Annotated in this window: 25 protein-coding genes and 1 riboswitch; of the genes, 9 read left to right on the forward strand and 16 right to left on the reverse strand. The window is 45.7% G+C overall.

Annotated elements, in window-relative coordinates:
- Window positions 1-92 precede the first annotated feature (92 nt).
- The gene (gene add, locus ACVA6Q_RS03245; RefSeq protein WP_446646499.1) at window positions 93-1,082 is read left to right on the forward strand and encodes an adenosine deaminase; all 990 of its coding nucleotides are present in this window, start codon (window positions 93-95) and stop codon (window positions 1,080-1,082) included.
- Between the two features lie 139 nt (window positions 1,083-1,221).
- On the opposite strand, the gene ACVA6Q_RS03250 is transcribed toward add, so the two are convergent.
- From ACVA6Q_RS03250 to ACVA6Q_RS03280, 7 genes are all read right to left on the reverse strand, one after another.
- A complete protein-coding gene (locus ACVA6Q_RS03250; RefSeq protein WP_446646500.1) occupies window positions 1,222-1,608 on the reverse strand; it encodes a hypothetical protein in 387 nt (128 codons plus the stop codon).
- A gap of 259 nt (window positions 1,609-1,867) precedes the next feature.
- Entirely contained in the window at window positions 1,868-4,042 is a 2,175-nt protein-coding gene (locus ACVA6Q_RS03255; protein WP_353499584.1) for a TonB-dependent receptor, read from the reverse strand.
- Between the two features lie 113 nt (window positions 4,043-4,155).
- Complete coding sequence (gene fecE, locus ACVA6Q_RS03260) at window positions 4,156-4,920, reverse strand: Fe(3+) dicitrate ABC transporter ATP-binding protein FecE (RefSeq protein ID WP_446646501.1); 765 nt, start codon at window positions 4,918-4,920, stop codon at window positions 4,156-4,158.
- Entirely contained in the window at window positions 4,920-5,885 is a 966-nt protein-coding gene (locus ACVA6Q_RS03265) for a FecCD family ABC transporter permease (RefSeq protein WP_446646502.1), read from the reverse strand. The genes fecE and ACVA6Q_RS03265 overlap by 1 nt, the downstream gene beginning before the upstream one ends.
- The gene (locus tag ACVA6Q_RS03270) at window positions 5,882-6,880 is read right to left on the reverse strand and encodes a FecCD family ABC transporter permease (protein ID WP_446646503.1); all 999 of its coding nucleotides are present in this window, start codon (window positions 6,878-6,880) and stop codon (window positions 5,882-5,884) included. Before ACVA6Q_RS03270 ends, ACVA6Q_RS03265 begins: the two co-directional genes overlap by 4 nt.
- Before the next feature lie 7 nt (window positions 6,881-6,887).
- Window positions 6,888-7,799: a Fe(3+) dicitrate ABC transporter substrate-binding protein gene (locus tag ACVA6Q_RS03275; protein ID WP_446646504.1), complete on the reverse strand. Its 912-nt coding sequence runs from the start codon at window positions 7,797-7,799 to the stop codon at window positions 6,888-6,890.
- 154 nt (window positions 7,800-7,953) lie between these two features.
- Window positions 7,954-8,565 carry a flavin reductase family protein gene (locus ACVA6Q_RS03280; RefSeq protein ID WP_446646505.1) on the reverse strand — a complete coding sequence of 204 codons (612 nt, stop codon included), beginning with the start codon at window positions 8,563-8,565 and terminating at the stop codon, window positions 7,954-7,956.
- 121 nt (window positions 8,566-8,686) lie between these two features.
- Between ACVA6Q_RS03280 and ACVA6Q_RS03285 the strand changes: the two genes are divergently transcribed.
- A complete protein-coding gene (locus ACVA6Q_RS03285; protein ID WP_446646506.1) occupies window positions 8,687-9,265 on the forward strand; it encodes a YceI family protein in 579 nt (192 codons plus the stop codon).
- 61 nt (window positions 9,266-9,326) lie between these two features.
- On the opposite strand, the gene ACVA6Q_RS03290 is transcribed toward ACVA6Q_RS03285, so the two are convergent.
- From ACVA6Q_RS03290 to ACVA6Q_RS03315, 6 genes are all read right to left on the reverse strand, one after another.
- Entirely contained in the window at window positions 9,327-10,952 is a 1,626-nt protein-coding gene (locus ACVA6Q_RS03290; RefSeq protein ID WP_446646507.1) for a methyl-accepting chemotaxis protein, read from the reverse strand.
- A 388-nt stretch (window positions 10,953-11,340) separates the two neighbouring features.
- On the reverse strand, window positions 11,341-11,634 hold the full coding sequence (locus ACVA6Q_RS03295; protein WP_353499577.1) for an ArsR/SmtB family transcription factor: 294 nt from the start codon (window positions 11,632-11,634) through the stop codon (window positions 11,341-11,343).
- A 19-nt stretch (window positions 11,635-11,653) separates the two neighbouring features.
- Window positions 11,654-12,400, reverse strand: a complete 747-nt coding sequence (locus ACVA6Q_RS03300) for a phosphatase PAP2 family protein (protein WP_446646508.1) — start codon at window positions 12,398-12,400, stop codon at window positions 11,654-11,656.
- A 208-nt stretch (window positions 12,401-12,608) separates the two neighbouring features.
- On the reverse strand, window positions 12,609-12,905 hold the full coding sequence (locus tag ACVA6Q_RS03305; protein ID WP_353499575.1) for a hypothetical protein: 297 nt from the start codon (window positions 12,903-12,905) through the stop codon (window positions 12,609-12,611).
- Between the two features lie 149 nt (window positions 12,906-13,054).
- A complete protein-coding gene (locus tag ACVA6Q_RS03310; RefSeq protein WP_353499574.1) occupies window positions 13,055-13,522 on the reverse strand; it encodes a DUF2850 domain-containing protein in 468 nt (155 codons plus the stop codon).
- A 180-nt stretch (window positions 13,523-13,702) separates the two neighbouring features.
- Window positions 13,703-15,028, reverse strand: a complete 1,326-nt coding sequence (locus tag ACVA6Q_RS03315) for an ABC1 kinase family protein (protein ID WP_446646509.1) — start codon at window positions 15,026-15,028, stop codon at window positions 13,703-13,705.
- A gap of 130 nt (window positions 15,029-15,158) precedes the next feature.
- On the opposite strand from ACVA6Q_RS03315, the gene ppnP reads away from it, so the two are divergent.
- A complete protein-coding gene (ppnP, locus tag ACVA6Q_RS03320; protein WP_353499572.1) occupies window positions 15,159-15,440 on the forward strand; it encodes a pyrimidine/purine nucleoside phosphorylase in 282 nt (93 codons plus the stop codon).
- Between the two features lie 118 nt (window positions 15,441-15,558).
- On the opposite strand, the gene ACVA6Q_RS03325 is transcribed toward ppnP, so the two are convergent.
- Window positions 15,559-16,407, reverse strand: coding sequence for a pirin family protein (locus tag ACVA6Q_RS03325; RefSeq protein ID WP_446646510.1), 849 nt, complete (start codon window positions 16,405-16,407; stop codon window positions 15,559-15,561).
- A gap of 270 nt (window positions 16,408-16,677) precedes the next feature.
- On the opposite strand from ACVA6Q_RS03325, the gene ACVA6Q_RS03330 reads away from it, so the two are divergent.
- From ACVA6Q_RS03330 to mepA, 5 genes are all read left to right on the forward strand, one after another.
- A complete protein-coding gene (locus ACVA6Q_RS03330; protein ID WP_446646511.1) occupies window positions 16,678-17,574 on the forward strand; it encodes an ROK family protein in 897 nt (298 codons plus the stop codon).
- Between the two features lie 68 nt (window positions 17,575-17,642).
- On the forward strand, window positions 17,643-18,551 hold the full coding sequence (locus ACVA6Q_RS03335) for an ROK family protein (RefSeq protein WP_446646512.1): 909 nt from the start codon (window positions 17,643-17,645) through the stop codon (window positions 18,549-18,551).
- A gap of 4 nt (window positions 18,552-18,555) precedes the next feature.
- Window positions 18,556-19,953: a glycoside hydrolase family 1 protein gene (locus tag ACVA6Q_RS03340; protein ID WP_353499568.1), complete on the forward strand. Its 1,398-nt coding sequence runs from the start codon at window positions 18,556-18,558 to the stop codon at window positions 19,951-19,953.
- Between the two features lie 54 nt (window positions 19,954-20,007).
- Window positions 20,008-20,107: riboswitch (purine riboswitch) on the forward strand.
- A gap of 120 nt (window positions 20,108-20,227) precedes the next feature.
- Window positions 20,228-21,235 carry an adenosine deaminase gene (locus tag ACVA6Q_RS03345; RefSeq protein WP_446646513.1) on the forward strand — a complete coding sequence of 336 codons (1,008 nt, stop codon included), beginning with the start codon at window positions 20,228-20,230 and terminating at the stop codon, window positions 21,233-21,235.
- A 345-nt stretch (window positions 21,236-21,580) separates the two neighbouring features.
- Window positions 21,581-22,426, forward strand: coding sequence for a penicillin-insensitive murein endopeptidase (gene mepA / locus ACVA6Q_RS03350; protein WP_446646514.1), 846 nt, complete (start codon window positions 21,581-21,583; stop codon window positions 22,424-22,426).
- Between the two features lie 8 nt (window positions 22,427-22,434).
- Here the strand turns inward: mepA and ACVA6Q_RS03355 are convergent, their stop codons facing one another.
- A complete protein-coding gene (locus tag ACVA6Q_RS03355; protein WP_446646515.1) occupies window positions 22,435-22,773 on the reverse strand; it encodes a helix-turn-helix domain-containing protein in 339 nt (112 codons plus the stop codon).
- A gap of 477 nt (window positions 22,774-23,250) precedes the next feature.
- Here ACVA6Q_RS03355 and ACVA6Q_RS03360 point away from each other — a divergent pair, with 477 nt between their 5' ends.
- Entirely contained in the window at window positions 23,251-24,441 is a 1,191-nt protein-coding gene (locus tag ACVA6Q_RS03360; RefSeq protein ID WP_446646516.1) for a diguanylate cyclase, read from the forward strand.
- Between the two features lie 12 nt (window positions 24,442-24,453).
- On the opposite strand, the gene ACVA6Q_RS03365 is transcribed toward ACVA6Q_RS03360, so the two are convergent.
- On the reverse strand, window positions 24,454-24,831 hold the full coding sequence (locus ACVA6Q_RS03365; RefSeq protein WP_353499561.1) for a SirB2 family protein: 378 nt from the start codon (window positions 24,829-24,831) through the stop codon (window positions 24,454-24,456).
- Window positions 24,832-25,290 lie beyond the last annotated feature (459 nt).

Genomic DNA, 25,290 nt, shown 5'->3' on the forward strand with positions numbered 1-25,290 from the left:
TTGAGTCGTATCACACTTTTTTAGAACGTCAGGGTGGTTTTGTAGTACGTTTATCAGTATAACTGCCAACGATTACGACTAGAGAGGTAACGATGAATTATAAACAACTGCCAAAAATCGACCTGCACTGCCACCTTGATGGAAGTGTGCGCCCAGAAACTATTATCGAGTTGGCGGAGCAACAGAACATCGATTTGCCTAGTAAGGACGTCAACGTTATTCGCGACATGATGATCGCTCCAGAAACTTGCCCAAACCTTATTGAGTACCTAAAGCGTTTCGACTTACCACTGTCTGTCATGCAAACTAAAGAAGCGCTAGAACGTATTGCTTTTGAAGTGTATGAAGATGCAGCGCTTGAAAACGTGACGTATATGGAAGTGCGATTCGGTCCACTTCTACATCGTGAGAAAGGTCTGAATGTTGAGGAAATCATCGGTTCAGTCGTTGCGGGTATGCAGCGTGCTGAGAAGGTGCACGGTATTAAAGGCAATATCATTTTGTCGCTGCTGCGTCATATGCCAACGGATGAAATTAAACATGTCATTGATGTTGGTTCGCAATATGTAGGCAAAGGTGTGGCTGCTTTTGATCTTGCTGGCGGTGAAGAGCTGGGCTTCTGCGAGAAGTTCATCCCATTTGCTCAATATGCAAAAGAAAAAGGTCTCAATGTCACTATCCATGCTGGCGAGCAGGGTGAAGGTCAGAACGTATATGATGCGATTACAATGCTCGGTGCGGAGCGAGTGGGGCATGGTATCCATATCGCGACTCATCAAGCGGCATTTGATCTAGTCTACGACAAGCAAGTTGCTCTGGAAACGTGCCCAAGTAGTAACGTTCAGACCAAAGCGGTAGACAGTATGGATGTTCACCCAATTGAAGATTTTAGACAGCGTGGCATTCCAGTAACGATTAACACAGATAACAGAACCGTCTCCAACACCACTATGACAAAAGAAGTACAAAAAGTGATGGAACAGTTCAACTTGAGTGAAGATGACTATATGCACATCTATCGCAATAGTGTGAATGCGGCATTTACGGATGAAGCGACGAAATCACAGCTCTTAGCAAATTAGCAATAAGCTGAGCTAGTGTCACCAGCCATAAAAAAGACCCAGTTGTTATACGACTGGGTCTTCTTCTATAAGATACGAATGGCCTCTTAAATGACAAGCATTTAGCCTATGTACTCTCCTCTATAGCTAGACCAGTTCTCTAGAAATACACTCTAAATCCGGCTCTTGCCTCAAGTTCTATTTCAAATTCATCAAGATAAATTGCCGGTGTAACATCCACATAAAATCCAACAGGTTTAACGCGAAACTCAGCTCCGATCCCCGGCGTAAACGCAATATAGCGACTATTTCTATCAACATAATGACCGCCGACAAAGAGGTAGATTGGCGTATCTTGAATACCGAAGGTTTTGTTGACGCCAAAGCCCATACGGTCGTCGAGGCTAACATTAAAGCGAAGATCATTGTGCTTGAAGTCTAACCCCCAATATGGGTCTCCAACAAAAAGACCAACCCCGGTATCCGCTTTGGCGGCTGAGCTAAAGCCCAAGCACAGCGCCAATGTCATCATTATTACGTTTCTCATGTTTGCTACCACTGCTATTTCGTAGGCGGCAACCATAAAAGGTCAATGCAAAAATAATGTTAGACAGTTATTGGTTTGACGAATGTCTCACACGATTGGATAGTCTCTCACCATTGCTGACAGTAGGGAAACCAAACAGAAACAACTGCTAACAGCCGGAGCGCTAACTTGAGCGTTGCTCGCAGAATCGCTTAGTCGAATTAATACTTGCCTAAGCTTTTTATGGAAAAAGACCCTCACCAATGGTGAGGGTCTTTTATTAGAAGTCGACTTCGTAGCCTAAGCTAAAGGTCCTACCGCGACCTGAGAAGTAATAGGCACTATGGTGACGAATTTGGCTAAAGTAGTTGATGTACTGCTCATTAAACAGGTTCTCAATACCGACACTGATTCGGCCATACTGTTTCATGTTGTAGAACATCGAAAGATCCATCAGGCCATAGCCATCAAATTTCTGTGCACTGCCCGCATCGTTCTGCTCTTTTGAGCGCGAGAACATGTGGTTGTATTGTACTCGGCCATTCCAGTTATCCGAAAACTGGTGGTTCATTGCGACCAACAGGCGATCTGGCGATAGGTTTTTCAAATCCATATCGCTGTCTACACGACCGTCTTGGTTAGTATCTACCTGACCTTCGACATGCGAGTATAGCGCTTGAAGCTGAGTAGTTGGCAAAATGTGGTAGGTGGAGCTTAGCTCATAGCCTTTGATGTCGGTTCTTTGACGGACAACATCATAGGTACCGCCTTTGTTTAGGCTCAGGTTAGCGCCATCTTTTGCGATTGACATGTAAGTGCTACCGCTAATGAAGAACTTATCGTTGCTGTAACTTAGTCCAACTTCATAGTTGTCGGTTACGACGGGTTTAACTGCCGGCATGGTATTGAAATCGATAGGGTGTCCGCCAGATGGAGCATCAACACCAGGGCCGCCGATCCAATTACCGCGAAGTACTCGGCCAATATCGGGTAGGCCGAATCCTTGGCTAAAGCCCACGAACGAAGACACATTTGGTGTGAAATCATAGACGGCGCCCGCGTTAAACACAGCTTGAGAGAAGGTTTGTTCTCCCCCGATGATGTTAACCTCACGATGACCGCCGTTGCCGTAGCCCCATAGAGTTTGACCGTTAGCGACTTTCACACGTGTATTTTCAAAACGTACACCACCAGATAGACGCAATGAATCTGTAACCAGCATGTCACCTTGAATAAACGGAGCGATACTCTGGTACATCATATCTGGTGTCACATCGCGGTTTGATTGTGTCAGTTTCTGCTTAGTCGAGTCTTCTAGGCCATCAAGCCCAATCACCCAACTGTCATCAAGACCCAATAAGTCCAGCTTCACATAGCTTAGTTTGAAACCTTTTTTGGTCGAAACGATAGCGCCTTGGTCATACTGTTTGTCCGGTGTTGGCCACCAAGATGCTTGTCCGTAGACAGCTTCAAAGTTTTGATAGAAGGCCTGGAATTTAAGCTCACCGCCTAAGAAGTCGTAGTGATCATAACCAAAGTTGTAGAGTTCAGCGTAGTTAGAGGTTGGGTCGCCACTTGGCGTGCCTTTTACAACCGTACCCGGAACCCCATTTTGCCAATCGCCTTTTACTGCAACGTAGTTTTGGTTACTTTGCAGTTTGAATCGGCTGGCACTAAAGCTGACGCGTTGATTGCCACCATCAAAGTTGTAGCCACCTTTTGCAAGAAAATTGGTCGCGTTGGAGTCTTGGGTTTCACCCTGGATCGAGTTCATGCCAATAGGGTTGCCATTACCATCGTAATACAGCCCTTGCTGCTCCCAAGCACCACCGATGAACAGATCATAGTCTTCATCGTACTGGCTAAGGTTGTAGTAAACTTTGCCGCCAGTGCCATCTTCTTTAAGGTTAGAGGTTACTCTTGTGCCTATGGTTTGTTTCCAGTGATCGCCTGGCTTCGCACTCTTGGTCACATAGTTAATGATACCGCCAGTCGCGCCATTGCCTTGTACCGCACTCGCACCTTGAACCACTTCTACGCGTTCTAGCATTGAAGAGTCAACGGTATAGCCATTACGGTTACCATTTCGAAGAGGGTTATTTTGTGGAACGCCATCGACCATAATCAGCGCAGTGCGGCCGCGAAGGTTTTCACCTTGCGTCGATAGTTTTTGACGACTCGGGGTCATGCCTGGTACCAAGTTTGCGATAACGCTGGTTAGGTCGTCGGCGACAGCCGTTTGCTGTTTGAGTTCTTTTTCTGAGATAACGTGGATAGACCCTGGGATCTTATCTGCGTCTTGGCTGTAACGTGTTGCTGTCACAACCATGTTTTCATCGGCGTTGTCTTGTTCTGTTTTTGTCGATGATGCTGTTGTTTCAGCTGCGTTGGCTTGAGCAATGGATAGTGCGAGTAATGAGAGGGATAAAACTCGGTTCCCTGTTGATGATGCCATGAGATGTAATTACCACTGATTTTTAATTTCGCGGCAATGGTAGTGCTTATGATAATAATTATCAATACTGAATTTTCAATGTGTTGTACCTGATGTATAACACATTGAAATGATTAGCGAGCGACGCACATTGGGGTATTGGAAACTGGGTCTTCAATCACCATGGCATCAAGGTCGAACACTTGCTTGAGCAATGATTGAGTAAACACTTCTGAAGGCGCGCCTTCGGTCATTAATTGGCCATCCCTAAGAACAACCAAATGGTCACAATAGCGGCAGGCTTGGTTGAGATCATGTAAAACGACAACCACTGTTTTACCTTGCTGATTCATGGCTTGCATGGTGTGCATTAGCTCAACTTGATGAGATAGATCAAGGTAGGTGGTGGGTTCATCTAACATGACAATTTCGGTGTCTTGCGCAATGATCATCGCGATCCAAGCGCGTTGACGCTGACCGCCGGAGAGAGCATCGATGGGCAGTTCGGCTAACTCGCTAATGCTGGTGGCAGCCATAGCACGCTCAACGATTTGGTTGTCCTGTTCGTTGAGCTTTCCCCAATGTGAGGTGTAGGGTGCACGCCCATATTCAACCAAGCGGCGTATAGAGATACCCTCTGGGCTAGTATGCGTTTGGGGTAACATCGATAGCCTTTGTGCCAGCGCTTTGGTTGGGATTTTAGTTAGTGGCGTATCGTCAATAAACACCTCGCCAGACTTAGGCTGATTGATTCTTGCTAGTGTTTTCAGCAGGGTTGATTTGCCACAGCCGTTCGGTCCAATTAGAGCCGTAATTTTTCCCTTCGGTATCGACAGGTTGAGATCTTGGATAATGGTTTTATTGCCATAAGCAACGTGTAAATTTTTAACAGACAGCATTACCAACCCTTGTGTCGTTTTAATAGAAAGATGAAGTAGGGTGCCCCAATGACCGAAGTTAGGACACCAGCAGGAAGCTCAATTGGTGGCGAGATACCTCTAGCAATAGCGTCTGCGATGAGGACCAATAACGCCCCAATTAATGCTGAACCAATGGCGAGCGCTTTATGATTGTGTCCAAATAGCATGCGAGCTAAATGTGGCGCTAACAATCCAACAAAACTGATCGTTCCTGCAATGGAAACGCTGAGACTCGCCAGCATGACGGCGCTGAGTATCGCGGCTATCTGTACCTTTTCGAGTTGCACACCCAGAGCGATGGCGGATTCGTCACCAAGGCCGATGATATCCAGTCGCCATGCGTACCATAGGGCAATTGGCAATAAAATGGCCAATCCGAGCCAAATATAAGGTAGCTGCTCCCATCCTCTTCCCCATAAACTTCCTGTCAGCCAAATCATGGCGGTGTTGATCTCGATAGGATGGACAACTAAGAGAAAGTCGATACCACTGGCTAAAAAGGCGCTGATAGCAATACCAGTTAGCGCCATTCGCGCAGGAGGCAGCTTTGCCGCCTGTGCAATGATAACCAAAGCAAGTCCTACACTGACACCACCAAATATGGCCGCCAAAGGCAGATACCAAATTGGTGCATCGGGATAGATGGTCAATAGCAGTGTGGCTGCGAAACCAGCGCCAGCACTCACCCCAATTAAGTCTGGAGAGGCAAGGGGGTTTCTGATCACACCTTGTACAAGCGCACCAGAGACACCAAGTCCCGCACCGACACCAATGGCAAGCAATAGGCGCGGGAATCGATATTGGTTGACGATAAAGTCGTAGTCACCACCGTGAAAAAGGGTATCAACGACTTGTAGCAATGATAATTGAGTGACACCGACGAGCATGCTTACGATGCCTACAGCAATCAGAATTGCCACCAGAATTAGCCAAGAAAGCTTCATGAGTTGATGCGGCCTTTTATGGAAATAAGGATGAAAAATGGCGTGCCAATTAGGGCTGTCACTACGCCTACAGGCGTTTCGCTTGGGAAAGCAATAGCGCGAGCCAAGGTGTCAGACAGCATCAATAATAATGCGCCAAGAAATGCGCTCGCAGGTATCAAAGGGAAGAAGTTGTTTCCAACGAGCTTGCGTGCCATATGAGGAACCAATAATCCTAAAAAGCCAATTGGACCTGCTGTGGAGACACTGATACTGGTCAACATAACAATCGCTAGGCAAGCAAGTAGACGAATGACAGTGGTGTTGACGCCAAGCCCAGTCGCGACATCGTTACCCAGCACCAATAAGTTTAATTGATGAGCCAGTCCCCAACTGAGTAACAGAGCAAATAGACTGATCGGGACGAGCAGAGTGATAGAGTCCCAATTAAGGTTACTGACAGAGCCAATTAACCAAGATTGAATGCTATAGGCTTGGTCGTCTGCAAGAATAATGGTGGCTCGAGTTAACCCTAACAGCAGAGCATTGACTGCAATACCAGCGAGAACAAGCTTGACTGGGTGAGGTCTATTTTCGAAGAAACCACCAAGATAAATGACCAGTAGACCACTTAGCGCACTTCCCAGTGCGCCTGCTACAAACGTAGGTAGCGGAAGGGTAAGTATTCCAAAACTGGTCAATACAATCATAAGTGCCGCACCTGAATTGATGGCGAGCACCGACGGTGAAGCAAGTGGATTTCGAGTAAGGCCTTGCATGAGCACACCAGCAACGGCTAAGTTGGCTCCAATCAACGCACAACCTAAAACTCTAGGCATTCGAAGTGTATTGATTATCTGATGCTCCATATTTTTGGCATCAAAGGCAAACCAATAATGACTCAGAGCGGAGATCGTTAAATCGAAACTAGACCATGCGATCAAGGAGATGTTTAGGGAAATAAACATTCCCAAAAAAAGTGCAAGCCAAAGCTTACACTGTTGGAATTGGAACATAGGTAAACTAAGGCTTCTGGATGATGTCAGTTAGGTTTTTAGCAATGCCTTCTGCTGCGATTATCCCTCTGTTTAGTGACCACAGTTGCGGCGACACTTTCACTGCTTGCTGTGACTTTGAAACGTTCAGCATCATGGAAAGAGGATTGTTCGCCCAGTCATCATAGACCGTATGAGGCTTATATGGGCCCAGTAGCAGCCAGTCAGGGTTGATCTTCAAAAGCTGCTCAAAACTTACTTCAATGTACGCTTTGTCGGTTTTAGGAACGGCTGGTCCTTTGAGTCCCAATGCAGTGATAACACCACCAGCGTAGGAATCTGGTCCATGTAGCCACATGCCTTTGTCCGTTACGACAGCAAACTGAAAGTTGTCTGCGGATGATAGATTTTGACGATACTGCGCCATGATCTCGTGGTGCTTCGCAATTCTAGCTTTCATCGCAGCTTCGCGGTCTACCGCAATACCTATCTTCAGTGCCGACTCTAGGTTTTCCTCGTAAGTCTCGCCGCGGCTTTTTAGAAGAATGGTCGGAGCAATGCTTGAAAGATCGTTGTAAATGGTGGCGTGACGCTCAGCATCTGCGATGATGAGATCGGGTTTAAGCTCTGCGATGGCCTCTAAGCTTGGCTGAGGGCGCACGCCAACAGATTGCCAAGGTTTAATCAGTTCACGAATTTCAGGAAGAATACGTTCGATGTTCTTGTCATCGGCGACACCAACCGGAGATATGCCTACCACAGCGAGCGCATCCACAAAAGAGTACTCTAGAGCGACAACACGACTTGGGCTACCTTGAATAGAAACTTGTCCTTGTTGGTCTTCGAAAACTCGGGTGTCGCTTGCAACAGCGGAAATACAGACAAAAGCGAGAAAATTGACGATAACAGCACGAAGTCCTTGTGCAAAAGAGATATTCATAGCGAGCTCAATGTAAAAAATAACAGGTGCGCAATCCTACATTGATTGGGAATGGTTATCAATAGCATTAAATATAAGTTGCTAATATGAAGTAAAACAAACCATTACATAGAGTGAATGGTTTGTTTCGCAGCTGAGAACTGATAGAGAGTAGCTATTGAGGGCGTTGTACTGTGATGGTTTTGTCTAGCGTGGCGTAATCGTTGCCCCCTAAGCGAGATAGTGGGTCGACTTTAAGCGCGTCGATGACTAAGCGCTCGTTTTGCATCGTGACGACTTGGTCATCGATGTAGACTTTCTCTATTTTGGCGATAAGCAAGTGTTGAGGTGTATTACCGACTTCTAGAACATCGTGAAGGGTGCAACCAAAGGCGATAGGGCATTGTTTAACTCTCGGCAGATTGAAGCCGTCTAGATCGTCGAGTTCCACTTGGCTAGCGATGATTTCTGACTCGCCATGAGTCAATGTTGCAGAGGTTTGAGTCATGGTTTCGGCGCTTCCAGTAGACGCAATGTGGATGACTAGCTCTTTATTGTTAATGGCGTTCACCGCGGTGTCTTTTAACTTGCCATCAGGCTTTTTGCCCACTGAGAGCATCAACAATGGTGGATTGCTCGATATCGGAGCGAAATATGAAAATGGAGCGAGATTATAATTGTCGTCGGATGATTCTGTGAGCGCCCAAGCTATCGGGCGAGGGATGACGGTTTGCGTCATCAAATGATAGATAGCGTTGGGGGATAACTCATCGAGGTTGAGCTGCATACTGACTTCTCCGTGTCGTCATTTTTAGTATGTCAAAACAGTATCATATTCAATTGACGGTGTGGAGATCCGAAGCGTCCTAGACTACACCTATAGAGTCAGCATAGATAAGGAAAACCCCATGATGATCCGACTAGGTACGCTACTCGCTGCTCTGGCAGTGACGTTCTCGTCACAAGCTGAGTGGATGCTCGATAGTAGCAATTCGACACTCAAATTTGTCTCCACTAAAAGCAACAGTGTAAGCGAAATACATCACTTTGAAGCGATGGCAGGCACGATCAGTGACGATGGCAAAGCAACGCTGGTTATCGATTTGTCCAGTGTCGAAACCAACATACCCATTCGAAATGAGAGAATGCAAACCATGCTATTTAACGTTGCTGACTTTGCTAAAGCAACGATTACCACCGTGGTTGATATGAGTGAACTGGACAATAGCGATATTGGCGGCATTTATAGCATCATTAACGACGTTACTGTGGATTTGCACGGTAAGCAGAAAACTTATCCCGCCAAACTGACGGTAATGAAAATGAGTGATGACAAGGTGGTGATTGTCGCAACTGATCCTTTGATTGTAAATGCCGCGGATTTTGGTTTGGAACAGGGTATAGAAAAACTACGTGAAGTGGCAGGTCTGCCGGCTATTGCGACGTCTGTACCGTTGACGTTTATGTTGGTCTATAACCAAAAATAACCAAATAAAAAAACGCTGCGTAATTTCGCAGCGTTTTTGAGTCTTCCAAGCTGGGGTCAGCTTACACTTTAAAGTAAGCCAGTTTTTGCGTTAGTTCATCGGAAGCTTGAGCCATTGACTGTGACTGCTGAGCCAAACTTTGGCTCGCTTGTCGGATTTCGCTAATCGATAGATGCACCACGCTAACGTTTTCATTGACGTCATTGGCAACAGTGCCTTGCTGCTCAGCCGCCGCCGCAATTTGCGTCACCATATCGTAAGTGTCGTTGAGTTTGGCTACCGCAGTATCCAGTTTCTCCTGAGTTTGCGAAGCCAAATCCACACTCTCAGACACCTTAGTTTGGTTTGCTGCCATTACTGACAATACGCTGTCGGTGCGCTCGTTAAGCTGATCAATGGTGGTTTGTACTTGCGCCGTAGACTCTTGAGTGCGGCTAGCCAGGTTTCGAACCTCATCGGCAACCACGGCAAAACCGCGACCTTGTTCACCGGCGCGCGCTGCTTCAATCGCTGCATTGAGGGCAAGAAGGTTGGTCTGCTCTGAAACTTCGTGAATCACGTTTACTACCGAGCTAATATCGCTTACGCCTTGTTTCAGCGCTTCCATGAGCTGGTGGGTGCTGGTGATGTCATCAGAAATACCGGCGATATTAGTCAACGTATAGCCCATGCTGCGACTGCCTTCAGCGGCAAAGTTTTTGCTCTCTTCTGTTGTTGTGGCAGTGTGCTCTGAGTTACTAGCGACGTCTTGAATGGTTGAAGACATTTCATTCATTGCTGTTGCAAGCTGCTCAAGTTGCTGGCTTTGAGAGTCAATACTGGTAGAGGTTTCTTCGCTCGCAGCGGCAATGCTACTAGACAGTTGGCCTGAATAATCTGCCGACGACTTCGCTGCGGTGATGGTATCTTTGAGCGCCGACATCATGCGTGCAAGTTCATTACTTAAATAGCCCAGTTCATCTTTACGGTCGCTCGACATATTAACAGTTAGATCGCCGTCAGCTACTCGATGAACGCGTTGTACTAGGCTCTCAATCGGCTTGACGACATTCCGAGCAATGTAGACGCTCATAATAATTAACACGATGGCAGCTAAGGTATCGACAATGAGATCTTTAATTAGCTGGCTTTGGAATGCTTTGTCGATGTCTGCAGTTTGAACACCCGAACCGATAATCCAGTCCCATTCGGGAATGTAACTGACGAAAGAGATCTTTTGCGACTCTTCGCCGTCGCTACCAATCCAGTAATAGGTAACAAAGCCGCTACCTTGTTTGGTCGCAACTGCACTCATTTCCTGCCAGAAATAGTGACCACGAGAGTCTCGCAAATTACTCGCTTTAGTGCCGTTTAGCTGTGGGTTAGTCGGGTGCATGACCACCTTTTCATCGGAAGTTGCGATGAAGAAGTAGTTGTTGCCGTCGTAGCGTAGCGCCTCAATGGCTTTCGCTGCCGCTTGCTTCGCTTGCTTCGCTTGCTCTTCGCCCATCGAAGCACTGAGTTTTTGATAGTGACTTGCTAAGGTGTACGCCACTTCGACATTCGAGCGTACTCGGTCTTTACGTTGGTCGTAGCTTGAGTTTTTTTGAATGATAAGATTATAAGTACCCAGTGAGAATAGAATGAGTACGGCAAAGCCGACAAGAGCCTGTAACTTCGCTCTGATCGACAAATTATTCAGTTTCACAAAAATATTCCTCTTTACCTTATGAATGCAGCAAGTTCCATTTGAAATACCATTGATAGTATTTAGGTTGCTCATTAGCAAGTCATAGTATCACTTATTACTGATAATAATGGTACTTATTGATTTAGATTATTTATTAACTGCCGGAATTTCGATCTATTTAATATAATTGGCTGGGTTTGGTATGGAAATAGAGGGTTGAATGGATTATTAGAGTATAACTCTCACTGTTGATGGGGGTTTATCTATCTGTTTAATCAATGAATTGGTCGTGGATTGATTGTGGTTATATTAAATGTGGTGTTTATTTATTGGTGATTTTATCGCATTCAATCTGGTATTTATTATCTGAATTAAAGTGAAAGAGAGTTTGAAAAAGTGCTAATTGCTAGCACTTTTCATCAACACAACATTCATCTTGTAAGAAGTCAATGACGCCTGTGAGATGCTCGTATTTCGCAACACAAAATAGAGTTCGACCTTCACGACGTTGCTCTATTAAATTGGCTGAAGCAAGACTCGAAATATGGTGTGATAGTGTCGAACCGGGAATATCAAGTCGCTCTTGTATCTCACCGACAGGGATACCTTGTCGTCCTGCCTTAACGACTTGTCGATAGATAGCGAGGCGGGTAACGTGTCCCAGTTCTTTCAATGCTTTTGCTGCAATTTCAATCTGCATCTGTTTCTCTCCGCAATTACTATTTCGATAGTAATCGAAATTTGGAGTCAGCGCTAGGGACAATCAAGAAAAGCACCAGTGCAAATGCCAGTGAACCAAATAGGTCTTCCGGGCGGTGCATACCAAGCCAAAGTCGACTGGTCGCGACGCCAACTGCCCATAAGATGACTAAGGATGAGAGAATAGGATACTGGTGGTTGGCAAATAACCCGGCAAAGAAGAGAACACATACTGCCACAAAAATCGTGTGACCAGAAGGAAAGGAATAGTCAGTTTCACCCAACCAGTGCTTGGTTCGCCATTGGCTTACTTCATCACTCGCTAAAACGATGATCTGGTTTTGGTCAGAACTATCAAGCGTGTAGAACTGCTCGGGTGAAGAGATCAGCCCCTCTGCCGCTAGTTCATGAGTGTAAGGTCTAGGGCTTTCGGTCCACTGCTTCAAGAACGTCTTAGCGCCAAAGCTGAATATTAATAGTAACCCTAACTGTGCAATCAGAATCATTTTGTACTTACTGGCTCTCGTAACCCAGAGTGTTATCACTCCAAGTATCGCTAATGTGATTAGGAACCCTTGGTGACCAGCAGAATAAGAGAGTACTTGCATCACGGTACCTAGCTCGTTGCTTACTTGAGCGCTGAGCTCAAATGGGTAGAGCAAAGATGATAGAACGAACAAAATGGTCGCGAAGATAGCGAGGCAGACAATCCCCAACAATTTATCTTGGGTAAAAAATCGCAGTTGATGAAGATTCAAGTTTGGCATAGGGAGTCGGGAGTGCTGATGTAAAACAGGGTGGATAGGGTATTGGATTGATTGTATTGATAATTCAGAGGAATGTCATAATTTGTTTGAATTGCCGTTTTAAGCCACTTATTTTCACTGGCGCATGAAAACAATAAGCTACAAAGCAGCATTGAGTGGCAAGCAATGTCGCCACTTGCCACACTAATTCGAGATGCTACTCACTGTCTTAAAGATCACGCATTAGTTCTTCATAATCATCATTTGCTCGTTTGACTATGGTGCTTAGATCATCTGCATCTCGATTATTGAGCGTGATTTGCCATGCTTTATGATCGTGAATCTCAAACCCTCTCACTAGCGTTGAGTGTTGCGAACGTTTGAAGCTGAGTTCGGTCAACTCAGTATTATGGTGTTCATTAGACTCGACAATATCGATATCGAGTTCACCTACTGGATTGACGTGAATTTGAGCGTGACGCTGGTTGCTGCCATGCAGCACAAAGTTGCGATGTGTTTTGATCATTGTCCTCTCCTCTGGAAAGTAACGATTCCTACTAGCCTATGAGACAGTGTAGGAGAGGATGAGTGACTTCTATATGAAATTTAAGTGAAGCTTGATACGGGTCAAACAAACATGCACAAAAGCGATGTGACCACATCTAACTTTTGACATTACTTGGTTGTGAAATGCTCTCGCAACGCGGAGCGGCGGTTTTGAGTTGGATTGTAACCATCCATAGGAACGGTATCTTCATAGCCTTCAAGAATAAAACGTTGCGGAGGCAAAGCAGGCGTGACGCGACGAAGCTGGGGGGAACGGGGTGTGCCGACACGTTCATACACCCACAAGCCACTGCCTGTTTTGAGACGCACAATACGACCATCAAACTCGAAGGAAGTCGTCACGAGTCGATGGTTGCGAAGCGCACCTGCGTCAGAAAACGTCAAGATCTCTGTGCTTTGTTTTGGAGCGCCAATTTCAATCCAATTGCCGTAGACGCGGGTTGGGGAGATATGGTTTTGGTGACTGCTATAAAACGCAAAGCCAAGCAAGCCAGACAGCACGACGATGACCAGCAGTATTACTACCAGCATATAAGAGTCGGTGTTGGGGGTTGCTTTGGCTCTGATCCTTGTCATTCGCTCGGCCTTCCTTGTCGCCTAATTGAGTCTGTGCTCGGTTGTGTTTTTAGCGTCTATTTAGGTTATCGACTAAAGCCGTTATAACTTTACCAAACGCTAGATAGGGAATGTTGCTTCCTCAGCATTAACCATAGCGCTAGATATGAAAGGCTGACAGATAGGCTTTGTAATACTTTGTTATTTCAAGACTTCCGTCAACCTAAAGGGCAAAAACAGCTGGTTTACATCGACTTTGGCCTTGAGGCGAGCCGCCAATAAATACAAACCACCTATCTTACGATGCAAGAATAACGCATCAGCGGGGGGAGTATGCCAATAGTCCTGCTCCATACTAATTACCGTGCCTGCTTCACTGATGCGCTGTGCAAGGTTACTGGCGCCAAAATCATAGCTACCTTGGTGCTTAAGTGGCTCGCCGGCAAGTTTAACTAGGTTAACGACTGCGTCTCTCTGCGCAGGTAGGATTTGTTGAGTGAAGAAGCCAATTTGCTGCAATGCCTCATAGAGCGCGTCGTCGTCACCGTCGAGGATGGCGCTGAAAGCGAGACGATAGCCATCGCTGATGCGGTCGTCGTAAGCTCGAGTCGCACCGAAATCTAGCAGGACGACTTTTTGTTGCCGCTCATCAAAAAGAAAATTAGCAAAGTTAGGATCCGTTTGTACCAGTTTAAAATCGAATATCTCTTTGAACAGAAGCTCCAACAGTAGGGTAACCACGCGGTCGCGAGTTTGCTGACTACTGTCCACTAACGACTCTATCGCAACGCCATCTACATAGGTCATGGCTAGCACATTATCGGTTGTGAGTTCATCTCGGACGTCAGGCAAGATAAATTGTGGGGAGCTTGCGAGGTAGTCGCGAAATTGGCACAGAAGTTTGGCTTCTAATAAGTAATCTGCCTCGGCATGAAGCTGTTTCTTTGCCTCTTCCAGTAATCCTTTGTAATCGACATCTTTGGGAATGAGTCCAACCACATTGAGTAGGGTGCCTACATTGTCGACGTCACTGTCGATACTTTGCTTGATACCAGGATACTGCACTTTAATCGCCAGTTTAGTGCCATCGTCTGAGTGGGCTTGATGTACTTGACCAATCGATGCGCTGGCGATGGGTTTGAAGTTAAATTCGATAAAGTTCTGCTTCCAGTCGGCTCCCAACTCTTGTGTAAGAACCGAGGACAGTTGACTGGCAGGCATTGGTGAAGCATCGGAGCGCAGCCTTGAAAGAATGTCAGCCAATTCTGGGCTAATAAGATCGCCCGCATCCATCGACATTAACTGACCGACTTTCATCGCTGCACCACGAAGATGAGCCAGTTGATCGGCCACTCGTTTGACGTTACTCGGGGTGAGTAGCAGTTCGCGAGCCTTGGGACGCTTTCCTTGAGCAAACTGTTTTGCGCCCTCTGTGACCATAGAGCCTGTAACTCGCGTTGCCAGTGAGGCTAATTTTCCGAAGCGGGTGAGGCGATTGGTTGGGACTTTACTTTCCTGATTGGACATACCTTGTCTCTGATTAATTGGTTCTGTTTATTTATACCATCACAGACTAGCAAGTGATCAATGACTTGTTTTCGTTAACTTTGTGAGGTAAAACGATGTTTTGCCTTAAGTAAATTACAAGGAAGTCATTATGATCAAAGAAAACACCTATTTTGAAGGAAACGTAAAATCCCTCGCTTTTACACAAACTGACGGTGACAGCAGTGTCGGCGTTATGGCGCCAGGTGAATACACGTTTGGAACCGCTGCTCCAGAGAAAATGACGGTAGTAAAAGGTGCGCTAACGGTCCGTTTAGCTAACACGCAAGAGTGGAAAACCTACACAGCGGGTCAGGCGTTTGACGTTGAAGGCGACTCAAGCTTTGATTTGCAAGTCGAGCAAGCAACCGCTTATCTTTGCGAATATCTGTAGCATTAAAAGCGACAGCGTTAAAACGAATATCGCAAAAAAGAACGCATCGACGTATTCAGTCGATGCGTGACACACAGGCAGTGGATTAAGGTGTCAAATCTAAAACTTGATTGTTGAATCAATAACGTTCAAATTCGCCGCGATTATAGTCATTAATAGCCTGCTGTATCTCTTGGCTGCTATTCATAACAAATGGACCGTAGTGAACGACTGGCTCGTTGATAGGTTCACCAACAAATACCAACAATCCAGAATCTTCTTTCGCTTTAATCTCCATAGCCTCTCCTTTTGAGACTAGTGCAAGTTCACCTTTAATCAATTTTTTCTCACTCAATGAGATTTCACCTTCGTAGACATAAACCATGGCGTTGTGGTGTTTGGGTGTGCCCAAAACAAGTTGGTCGCCTTTTTCAGCGCGCCAATCAGCAACGGTTGCCGCTACGCCTGTTTGCGTGAGAGGGCCTGTCAACGCCTCACCATCGACGGTTAATGTGCCGGCTAATAGACGCACCAATCCAAATCCCGGTTTTTGATACTCGGTAATCGTTTCTGGTTGGAAATCGTGGTATTGCGCTGGCTTCATTTTGTCTCTGGCCGGCTGGTTTATCCAAATTTGGAAACCGTGCAGTTGACCGTCATCCATTATTGGCATTTCGCTATGGATCACGCCACGGCCTGCTGCCATCCATTGAGCACCGCCAGAGCGTAACTCGCCCACGTTCCCCATATGGTCACGATGCTGGAAGTGTCCTTGCATCATATAGGTAAGTGTCTCAATACCGCGGTGTGGATGAGGGGGAAATCCGCCAACATAATCTTTTTTGTCGTCAGATTTGAGCTCATCAATCATAAGAAACGGCGAGAACGCCTGGTTGTCAAAGCCGTGTACGCGACGAATTTTTACGCCATCACCATCAGAGGTGGCATGCGATGGAATGATCTGTTGAATGGTTCTAAATGAAGTCATTTGGGACCTCCTTGTTATTTGATAGTCAAACTATAGATCTCCGGAGATCTAAAGAGCAGAGTGGTAATGTGAAAGAGACGTTCGAATAGTTCGAACTAAAAACTGCATGTGTATTTTTGTAAAACTATATAGTTTTGTGACTTGTTCGTAATTTTGAGGGTCTCGTCCTTTAGAAGAGAACGAAAATTTGTTTTATTAGAATCAATCCAACGAGATGTTGGCGACCCCAGGTTTAAAGATTGGCGAACAAACAAATCAAGAGAGCAGAACATGATAGTAGGACTAGATATCGGCGGCACAAAAATAGAGGGTGTCGGACTCGATGCCAATAGCTACGAGACCTTGGTTGTTCATCGTGAACCAACGGCAAAAAGCAGTTATTCAGAGTTCTTAACAGCGGTGATGTCTGTGATTGATGCTGTGAGCCAACATGGGGAGATCGAATCTATTGGCATAGGCTGCTGTGGTTCTGTCGGCAATGACGGCCTGATGCAGGGAGCAAATGTGTCTGTGTTAAATGGACAGGACTTTATTGGTGATATTCAAAAGCAGATCGATGTCCCGGTTGCTATTGCCAATGATGCAGATTGTCTTGCGCTTTCTGAATATAAAGATGGCGCTGCAAAGCACGCGACCAACTCTTGTGTCGCAGTCATCATTGGAACTGGCTGCGGTGCTGGCGTGGTGATCAACAATGGCTTGGTGACCGGTCTCAATAAGCTCGGTGGCGAGTTGGGACACAACCCACTGCCTAACTTTAATCCAGAGGTTGATGGTAATCCTAACCAATGTTACTGCGGCTCGATGAACTGCGCAGAATCATTTGTCTCAGGTACGGGCTTTGCTCGCACATTCGCAGAGAAGTATGAACCCGCAAACTCTAGAGAGATTATGGCTCTCTATGAAAGAGGCGACGACCGAGCCATTGAACACTTCAATTTGTACTGTGATCAGCTTGCTAGAACTTTGGCGGCTATTGTGAACTTTGTCGACCCTGAAGTCATCGTGCTTGGTGGTGGGATGTCGAACGTAGACGAAGTGTATCCTTTGGTTCAGCAAAAGCTCTCGCAATACACCTTCACAAAATCGGTCACGACCCAGGTTGTAAAAAGCGTACATGGCGATTCGTCTGGTGTGCGAGGCGCCGCCTTCTTGCATACGCTCTAGTCAAAGCTAATCGCTTTAACACATATAAACACTTAATTCGCAAATATAACGAGTTCATAAAAACAACTATGACACTAAAAGACGACCTGTTTCTAACTCTAGATTTTGGTGGCTCATCAGTGAAAGGTGCAGTCATGTCGGTGGATGCACAAATTCATGAGCGTTTCTCGCTCTCTAGCCAGGCTGACAGTTATGAGCAGTGGCTAGACACGTTTACTCCTACGTTCGATGAGCTTGCCGCACGCTTTGCACTGAAAGGCATCGCAATAAGTACTTGCGGAGCCGTCAATGTGGATAGCGGGGTGATAGAAGGGGCAAGTGCTCTCCCTTATATCCACGATATCGACGTGAGAGCTTTATACCAAGCTAGGTTTAATCTACCAGTAGAGCTAGAAAACGATGGCTGTTGCGCTGCACTTGCAGAAGATTGGCTCGGAGCTGGAAAAGAAGATAACGAGTTTTGCCTACTCGTTTTGGGCTCCGGGATCGGCGGCGCTATCGTGCGTGATGGTGGAGTCATCAAAGGGACCCACTTGCATGCCGGGGAGTTTGGCTATTGCATACTCCGTTTTGAAGAGGGGCACCCTATTACCTATTCGAACGCAGCATCCACTCGTGCCCTGGTTGAAAACGTGGCAATGGCCAAAAATCAAAAGGTCGAAGAGTTCGATGGTATTAAAGTGTTTTCGTTTTACGAACAGGGCGACAGTGACGTACAACCGTTGGTTGAGCAATGGTATGGCGATCTGGCAACGATTCTCTTTAATGTTCAGTACTCTTTGGATCCTAAATGCATTCTTCTTGGAGGGGCGGTCAGCCGCAGCCCTCGATTAATTGACAATATCAATCGCAAACTGGACGAGCTGCAATCAAGTATTCCGATTGCCCGAATACGTCCAGTTCCCGCACTGACACAATTTGGTAACGACGCCAACCTGATTGGCGCTTTAAAACATTTTCTGAATAGACAAGGTTAGTAAGATGACGACATACACTTTTCCGCAAAACTTTTTGTGGGGCGCGGCTGCGTCTGGCATTCAAACAGAAGGCACTACAAATAAAGCCAACGATTCTATTTGGGATCTTTGGCACCAGCAAAGTCCAGAGCGTTTTTATCGTGGCATTAGTTCTCAAACGGTAACGGATACTTATCACCGATACAAAGAAGATGTACAAGACATGAAAAAGGTCGGCTTCAATTCGTTCCGTACCTCTATTCAGTGGTCTCGACTGATCAAAGATTACGAAACGGGCGAGGTGTGCCAAGACGCTGTTGAGTTCTACAACAACTACATTGACGAAATGATCGCCAATGGCATTGAGCCAATGATGAACCTTTACCACTTTGACATGCCAGCAGAGCTTCAAGAGAAGTTTGGCGGGTTTGAGTCAAAGAAAGTGGTCGACCTTTTTGCAGATTACGCAGAGACGGCGTTTAAACTCTTCGGTAACAAGGTGAAGCACTGGATCACGTTTAACGAGCCAATCGTGCCAGTCGAAGGTGGTTACTTGTATGACTTCCATTACCCATGCAAGAAAGATGGCAAACTCGCCGTTCAGGTTGCTTTCAATATCATGCTTGCTCACGCAAAAGCGGTACACCGTTTTAACGCGTTGGAGTTGGAAAACTCGCAAATTGGTATCGTGCTTAATCTAACTCCTTCTTACACGCGAAACGACAGTGAAGAAGATAAAAAAGCAGCATGGTATGCAGACCTTTTGTTTAATCGCAGCTTTCTAGACCCAATGGTGAAAAATGAAATCCCTCAAGAGCTGTGTGATGTTTTGGCTGAGCAAGGGTTAACGCCCGAAGCAACAGCGGAAGAGATTGCCGCGATTACAACCGCAAAAGTCGAGTTTCTTGGTGTTAACTATTATGTTCCGCGCCGTGTGAAAGCACGCGAAGCAGAGTACGACCTAGATTACTTTACTCCAGAGGTATACTTCGAGAACTACGTAAACCCGGAGGGTCGATTCAATCCATATCGCGATAATAACGAAATTTTGCCGACGGCTATCTACGATATCGCTAAAAATGTTCAAGAGAATTATGGCAACATTCCTTGGTACCTTGCTGAAATCGGTATTGCGATGGATCTAGAATCAGAGGGAGAGCCCGGTGCCGACGGTCTGATTGACGATTCATTCCGCACAGGCTTGATGAAGGAGCATCTAGTTCAGCTTCACAAAGCAATTGAAGAGGGCTCAAACTGCTTTGGTGTTCACCAGTGGACCTTTATCGATAACTGGTCTTGGTTGAACTCGTTCAAGCGTCGTTATGGCTTCTTCCGCTTGGATCTAGAGACTGGTAACCGAATCCCTAAGAAACATGGAGTTTGGTTTAAAGAATTGGCGACGACGGGCTCATTTGACGACTAATTATATTTTTTGAGGCGAAGCGGTGGACTGTAGGTTGTCAATGGCCTTCATCATTTGGTACAGTCCCCGCAGCTTCGTATAACCCCAATGATACGGTTTGGGGGTCTCTACCAGTTCCCGTAAAGTGCTGATTACGAAGAGTTAGGATGGCATTGCTGTCTTTACTCTTTGTATTGGCGTTCGAAACTTTTCTTCATCTGTTCCTATACTCAGAGTAAGTGCATCCGCAAGCCCCATAAGCCGTTAAGGCTCTCATAAGCACAATAGGTGGTATATGAACGCATTTATTCAAGGTCTCCCAAAAGTCGAGTTACACCTTCACATCGAAGGTTCTCTAGAACCAGAACTACTTTTCAATTTGGCAAAACGCAATCAAATCGACATACCTTACGACTCGCCCGAAGCGCTTCGCAAAGCGTATGAGTTTGATGACTTACAGTCATTTCTCGATATTTACTATCAAGGCGCTAATGCGCTGCAAACCGAGCAAGACTTTTACGACCTAACTTGGGCATATTTAGAGCGTTGTCAGCACGATAATGTGATTCACACAGAAATCTTTTTTGATCCACAAACCCATACTGATAGGGGTATCGCGTTTGATACCGTTATCAAGGGAATTGTAAGCGCGTTAAAAGATGGGCAACAGAAACTGGAGATAAGCTCGCAGTTGATTATGTGCTTCTTGCGTCACCTTTCTGAGGAGGCGGCAATTGAAACACTCAAACAAGCCATTCCCTACAAAGATGACATTGTTGGTGTAGGTCTGGATTCTTCTGAGCAAGGTCACCCACCTGAAAAGTTTGCCCGTGTATTTGAAATGGCTAGAGAGCATGGCTTCTTGACGGTCGCTCACGCAGGGGAAGAAGGTCCTGCCCAGAACATTATTGATGCGATCAGTATGCTGGGTGTTAGCCGTGTTGATCATGGCGTACGCTGCGTTGACAATGAGGCGCTGGTGGCACAGCTTATTGAGTCTAAGATGCCGCTCACGGTATGTCCGCTATCAAACATAAAGCTTCGAGTGTTTGATGAAATGCAAGATCACAATATTGTGGAGCTACTAAGAAAAGGCGTTGCAGTGACCATCAACTCAGATGACCCAGCTTATTTTGGTGGCTATATGACAGACAACTTTGTCGCGGTCAGTCAGGCTCACCTTTTAACCCATGAAGAGCTCGCACAGTTTACGCTTAATGCTATCGATGCTAGCTTTATTGGTGACACACAGAAGCAAGCTTACCGGAAAAAGGTGACGGATTATTTAAACTCGGTGGTTTAGTGAGGTCGATATAAATAGAGGTTAAACGCCAAGAAAAAGTTAAGTCGTCACTCCCGAAAAAGGTGGCAGCCTCAAAAAAGGAATGACGACTTGAGTGGTAGACTCAGAGGTGGTTAATCAACTGAGTGATTTATTTGTAGCGCGTTCTGTTATTACCTGCAATACAACAGGTTATGAAACCTCAATTAGAGTTCGATTTTGTGAAACATTTCACTTTATGTAGCGAAAAATTGATGTAGTGCACTTTGTTGTACTACATCATTTTGCGTTTGATTGTGTGCAAGCTCAATTGAGCGCGCTATCCTTAAGCTAACGTCTTCTCAGCATCTACAGCGAGGAAGTGACATGGGGAAATTGGCTTGGCTAGTGTTGTTCATTGTATCGTGCAACGTTCATGCTTTGCAGCGCTCGTGGGATGAAGTGTCGGTTCCGAGTGAGGGGGAGTCCAATTCAATAGGCAGTTATGCCAATGGCTGTTTAGCTGGGGGACAACAACTTTCTCTAACGGGTGAGGGCTATCAAGTCATTCGCTCGCAACGTAATCGTTACTACGGCCACCGAGATATGATTGCCTACTTGACCGAATTAGCTCGTAACGTCGATAAGCTCGGGATAGGGCATTTACTAGTTGCCGACATCTCAATGCCAAGGGGAGGGCGATTTACGTCTGGGCACGCGAGTCATCAAACCGGGCTTGATGCCGATATTTGGCTAAGACTTCCCAATGCTCCTCTCAATGCGGAAGAGGCAGCGGATCCCAAACCTTACCCTGTCGTAGATATTGAAAAGTATCGTTTTAAACAAGATAAATGGACGACGAATCATGAACTCCTGCTTCAAGTTGCTGCTGTCGATGAGCGGGTAGCACGTGTCTTTGTTCATCCTTTAATCAAAAAGCAGCTTTGTGAAGTCGCATGGAAGGAGAGAGATTGGCTTCGTAAAGTGCGCCCATGGTGGGGGCACTACTACCATTTTCACGTAAGACTGCATTGCCCTGAAGGCGAGGGAAAGTGCATAGCGCAAAACCCTCCACCACCGGGAGATGGCTGCGGACAAGAGCTTGCATCGTGGAAGCCCTATATTCCAGCTAAGAAAAAGCCTGCAGACAAAGTAACGAAAAAGGTGACGCCTAAAAAGCGCGTTTCAAAACCAAAGTTTCAAGAGTGTATTGCGTTATTGGCTGAGCCTTAAGAAAGCAGTTATTGAAGTCGATACTCGATGGTGACTTGATTGCCGTCGACACGGATATTGGTAATGTCGCCGTCGATGGTAAGGCGAGTATTGAAAACTCGGTCAGCTTCGCTAACAAAATGGCTGCGCATCGATGGTAGGTGGTGGCATGGGTCGATATGAAGTAGGCGACAAAGCCGATCGACAAAGTTGGCGTCTAGCGGCTGGTTGCCATTGAGTCGATTGGAAAGCTCAATTTGACTAACGTTAAGGCGTTTGGCCACTTCCATTTGCGTAATGTGCATTTTTGCTTTTTGTGACATCCAGACGCGGTAAAGCGCTTCAGTATCTTGTTGTGTAAAGTTCATTATTAACCCCTGCAATTAGTTGGAATTGTCCCATTCCCTTTATACCCAAGTGAACTTGGCATCTTGAGGTCACTTGGGTATATCCCGCGTATTTCAGCTTAGCTTAGGCTTGATGTTGTCAGAGCCTTGCAAGCCAGGTAAAGCCACTGTCCGATTGAGGACAAATGCGCGTCAATATTTTGAACTACTTTGTGTTGAACTGAAGCTGTTCTCACTATGTAAGAATTCATTCACCTTTCTTCACTGCGCTCCTAGTGTGTAACCTTAATTATTATGTCATTGAACAAACGAAAGTTATCTGCTCCTTCAACATACTATTGTCGAAAAATTACACGTATTGATAACAATATTAGTGATGCGCTTCTCAAAAAACACTCACTAATTCCTATTTGCTGTCTGGTTGTATAGCATTTGCTAATGATTGCGGGGTGGTTAATTTGTAGTGGTAATGAATATAACTATAAAGCTAGGAAGTGGATGGATACATTGACTGCATTTTCTCTTGATATGAGAACGCTGAACTTTGTGATGATTTTGTTCAGCGTTATATACTGCATTGGATTGCTGTTATTCGCTACGACTCAAGAAAAAACCAACGGAATAAGACTGTTTGCATTGGCGCTATTGGCTATGGGGGCAGGTCCGTTATTAATAAGTTTACGCGGTGTCGCCCCTGACTGGGTCTCAATTGTTACTGCGAACACATTGATCGCCGTCTCCTTTCATATGATCCTGCATGGTATGTGTCAGTTCCGTGGGGTTCAAGCACAGTTTGCGCATAGCTTCAGTTGGGTCGTTCCACTTGTCTTGGTGCTAAATCTCTATTTCACTTATGAAGCCAACTCGATCAATCAACGCATTTTGGTTAGTGCGTTGTCAATCGCAGTCGTTACGCTGGCAACTGCGTTTGTAGTCATAGTGGGTAAACACAGAGACTACCAGCCTGCAGTTTTTACTATGGCTGCGACGTTTGGTTTCTACGGGTTGTTTATGTTGTTCCGCGCTGCTTATACGTGGGACAGTGCTGAGATCTTCCAGTTTATGGATGCTGACTTAGTGCATAAACTGACATTTCTATTCAGCATTTTTTTAACGGTAGCCTCTAGCTTTAGTATGCTGTGGCTGATTAATGCTCGTCAGATGGATGATATTTATGCGCTGTCTTATTTCGACTCCTTGACCAATTTGCGTAATCGCCGTGCTCTTGATAGTTATACGTTGGCGCTGGCAGAGGGTGGTGGTAAGCCTAAACAAAGCATTATTATGCTTGATATCGACAGGTTTAAATTGATCAATGATCGCTATGGCCACGTCATCGGCGACAAAGTGATAAAGGCAGTCGCTTCGCAGATAAAAGGCACTTCGAATGCACCCAAAGCCATCTATCGATTTGGTGGCGATGAGTTCATTATCGTCTTAAATAATCAAACCATCGACTTTGCACTGTTCCTTGCGGAATCTATGCGCAAGCGCGTCGCAGAGCACGTGCGCGTGGATGGTATGCCCGTCAAAGTGAGTTGCAGCTTTGGGGTCGCAGAGTCTCTTTGCGATGAAAGTTGGGACGCTCTGGTTGCGCGAGCAGACGAAGCCTTATATCGAGCAAAGCAAGAGGGTCGCAACTGTGTTCAAATGGCCTCTGAGCAAGCTCAACTTATCGTAAACGCATAGAGCGAACAGCTATTATCCAAAAAGTAGCGGGGCATGAGCTTTACCTATGGTAAAGATGGTCAGCCATATTCCACAGGTAATCAACATCACGAGTACTCGAGTACGTTTTGCGAGTGGGAACTGGAAGATAACCATAGTGCTGATCGCATAAACGATAAATAACCCGAGTTTCTCAGTAAGCCACGGGTTTGATAGTGGAAATTGTCCAATAGTCATACAAAGTCCCGCCGCACTTAATAACATAAAGGCGGTAAGTACTTGATGGATGACCAGAGCAAACTTGTTTTCAACTAGGGCGGAATGGCTAAAACCCCACCAAGCGCGAATGATGAAGCTGATAAAGCTCAGTAGTGCCAAAGTGACGTGTGTTTTCAAAAGAAGCGTGTACATAAATATCTAAATAACCTCAAGCCGCCGCCGCGGATGCTACCCAAGTTGTGCTCGCTGACTCAAGTATTGAGTTCAGTGCTCATTAGCACTAGTAGGGTATAAAGCTTTTACACAGTGTTTACAATTTCATGTCGCCACGATAGGGAATAGTACTGAGCTGGTCTTTGATGTAAATCAAGTGTTACTGCGTTGTTTCTTTTATTTGCTCAATAGGTTTCCTAGAACGTGACGCCCGCCGGACAAAGTACCTATTTTTACAAACTCATACTATTTGCTGATGTTCTAATGCACTGAAATTAGGGGCGATACTTTACCTATTTACAGACCTCATACAACATGCCGTTTAGTCATGTTGTTTCTAAATTGATGTAAGTTTGCCTAGTTGTTTCTTGATTGTTTCCGGGTGTATGTTGTTTTCACAATAAAAACAACGCAACTAGCGTGACTATTTTTGGTCGG

It is taken from the genome of Vibrio sp. DNB22_10_4 (genome assembly GCF_052879755.1).

Coding starts and splice junctions, on each gene's coding strand:
- add (WP_446646499.1), top strand. CDS start 93: ATGAATTATAAACAACTGCCAAAAATCGACCTGCACTGCCACCTTGAT.
- ACVA6Q_RS03250 (WP_446646500.1), bottom strand. CDS start 1,608: ATGAGAAACGTAATAATGATGACATTGGCGCTGTGCTTGGGCTTTAGC.
- ACVA6Q_RS03255 (WP_353499584.1), bottom strand. CDS start 4,042: ATGGCATCATCAACAGGGAACCGAGTTTTATCCCTCTCATTACTCGCA.
- fecE (WP_446646501.1), bottom strand. CDS start 4,920: ATGCTGTCTGTTAAAAATTTACACGTTGCTTATGGCAATAAAACCATT.
- ACVA6Q_RS03265 (WP_446646502.1), bottom strand. CDS start 5,885: ATGAAGCTTTCTTGGCTAATTCTGGTGGCAATTCTGATTGCTGTAGGC.
- ACVA6Q_RS03270 (WP_446646503.1), bottom strand. CDS start 6,880: ATGTTCCAATTCCAACAGTGTAAGCTTTGGCTTGCACTTTTTTTGGGA.
- ACVA6Q_RS03275 (WP_446646504.1), bottom strand. CDS start 7,799: ATGAATATCTCTTTTGCACAAGGACTTCGTGCTGTTATCGTCAATTTT.
- ACVA6Q_RS03280 (WP_446646505.1), bottom strand. CDS start 8,565: ATGCAGCTCAACCTCGATGAGTTATCCCCCAACGCTATCTATCATTTG.
- ACVA6Q_RS03285 (WP_446646506.1), top strand. CDS start 8,687: ATGATGATCCGACTAGGTACGCTACTCGCTGCTCTGGCAGTGACGTTC.
- ACVA6Q_RS03295 (WP_353499577.1), bottom strand. CDS start 11,634: ATGCAGATTGAAATTGCAGCAAAAGCATTGAAAGAACTGGGACACGTT.
- ACVA6Q_RS03300 (WP_446646508.1), bottom strand. CDS start 12,400: ATGCCAAACTTGAATCTTCATCAACTGCGATTTTTTACCCAAGATAAA.
- ACVA6Q_RS03305 (WP_353499575.1), bottom strand. CDS start 12,905: ATGATCAAAACACATCGCAACTTTGTGCTGCATGGCAGCAACCAGCGT.
- ACVA6Q_RS03310 (WP_353499574.1), bottom strand. CDS start 13,522: ATGACAAGGATCAGAGCCAAAGCAACCCCCAACACCGACTCTTATATG.
- ACVA6Q_RS03315 (WP_446646509.1), bottom strand. CDS start 15,028: ATGTCCAATCAGGAAAGTAAAGTCCCAACCAATCGCCTCACCCGCTTC.
- ppnP (WP_353499572.1), top strand. CDS start 15,159: ATGATCAAAGAAAACACCTATTTTGAAGGAAACGTAAAATCCCTCGCT.
- ACVA6Q_RS03325 (WP_446646510.1), bottom strand. CDS start 16,407: ATGACTTCATTTAGAACCATTCAACAGATCATTCCATCGCATGCCACC.
- ACVA6Q_RS03330 (WP_446646511.1), top strand. CDS start 16,678: ATGATAGTAGGACTAGATATCGGCGGCACAAAAATAGAGGGTGTCGGA.
- ACVA6Q_RS03335 (WP_446646512.1), top strand. CDS start 17,643: ATGACACTAAAAGACGACCTGTTTCTAACTCTAGATTTTGGTGGCTCA.
- ACVA6Q_RS03340 (WP_353499568.1), top strand. CDS start 18,556: ATGACGACATACACTTTTCCGCAAAACTTTTTGTGGGGCGCGGCTGCG.
- ACVA6Q_RS03345 (WP_446646513.1), top strand. CDS start 20,228: ATGAACGCATTTATTCAAGGTCTCCCAAAAGTCGAGTTACACCTTCAC.
- mepA (WP_446646514.1), top strand. CDS start 21,581: ATGGGGAAATTGGCTTGGCTAGTGTTGTTCATTGTATCGTGCAACGTT.
- ACVA6Q_RS03355 (WP_446646515.1), bottom strand. CDS start 22,773: ATGAACTTTACACAACAAGATACTGAAGCGCTTTACCGCGTCTGGATG.
- ACVA6Q_RS03360 (WP_446646516.1), top strand. CDS start 23,251: ATGGATACATTGACTGCATTTTCTCTTGATATGAGAACGCTGAACTTT.
- ACVA6Q_RS03365 (WP_353499561.1), bottom strand. CDS start 24,831: ATGTACACGCTTCTTTTGAAAACACACGTCACTTTGGCACTACTGAGC.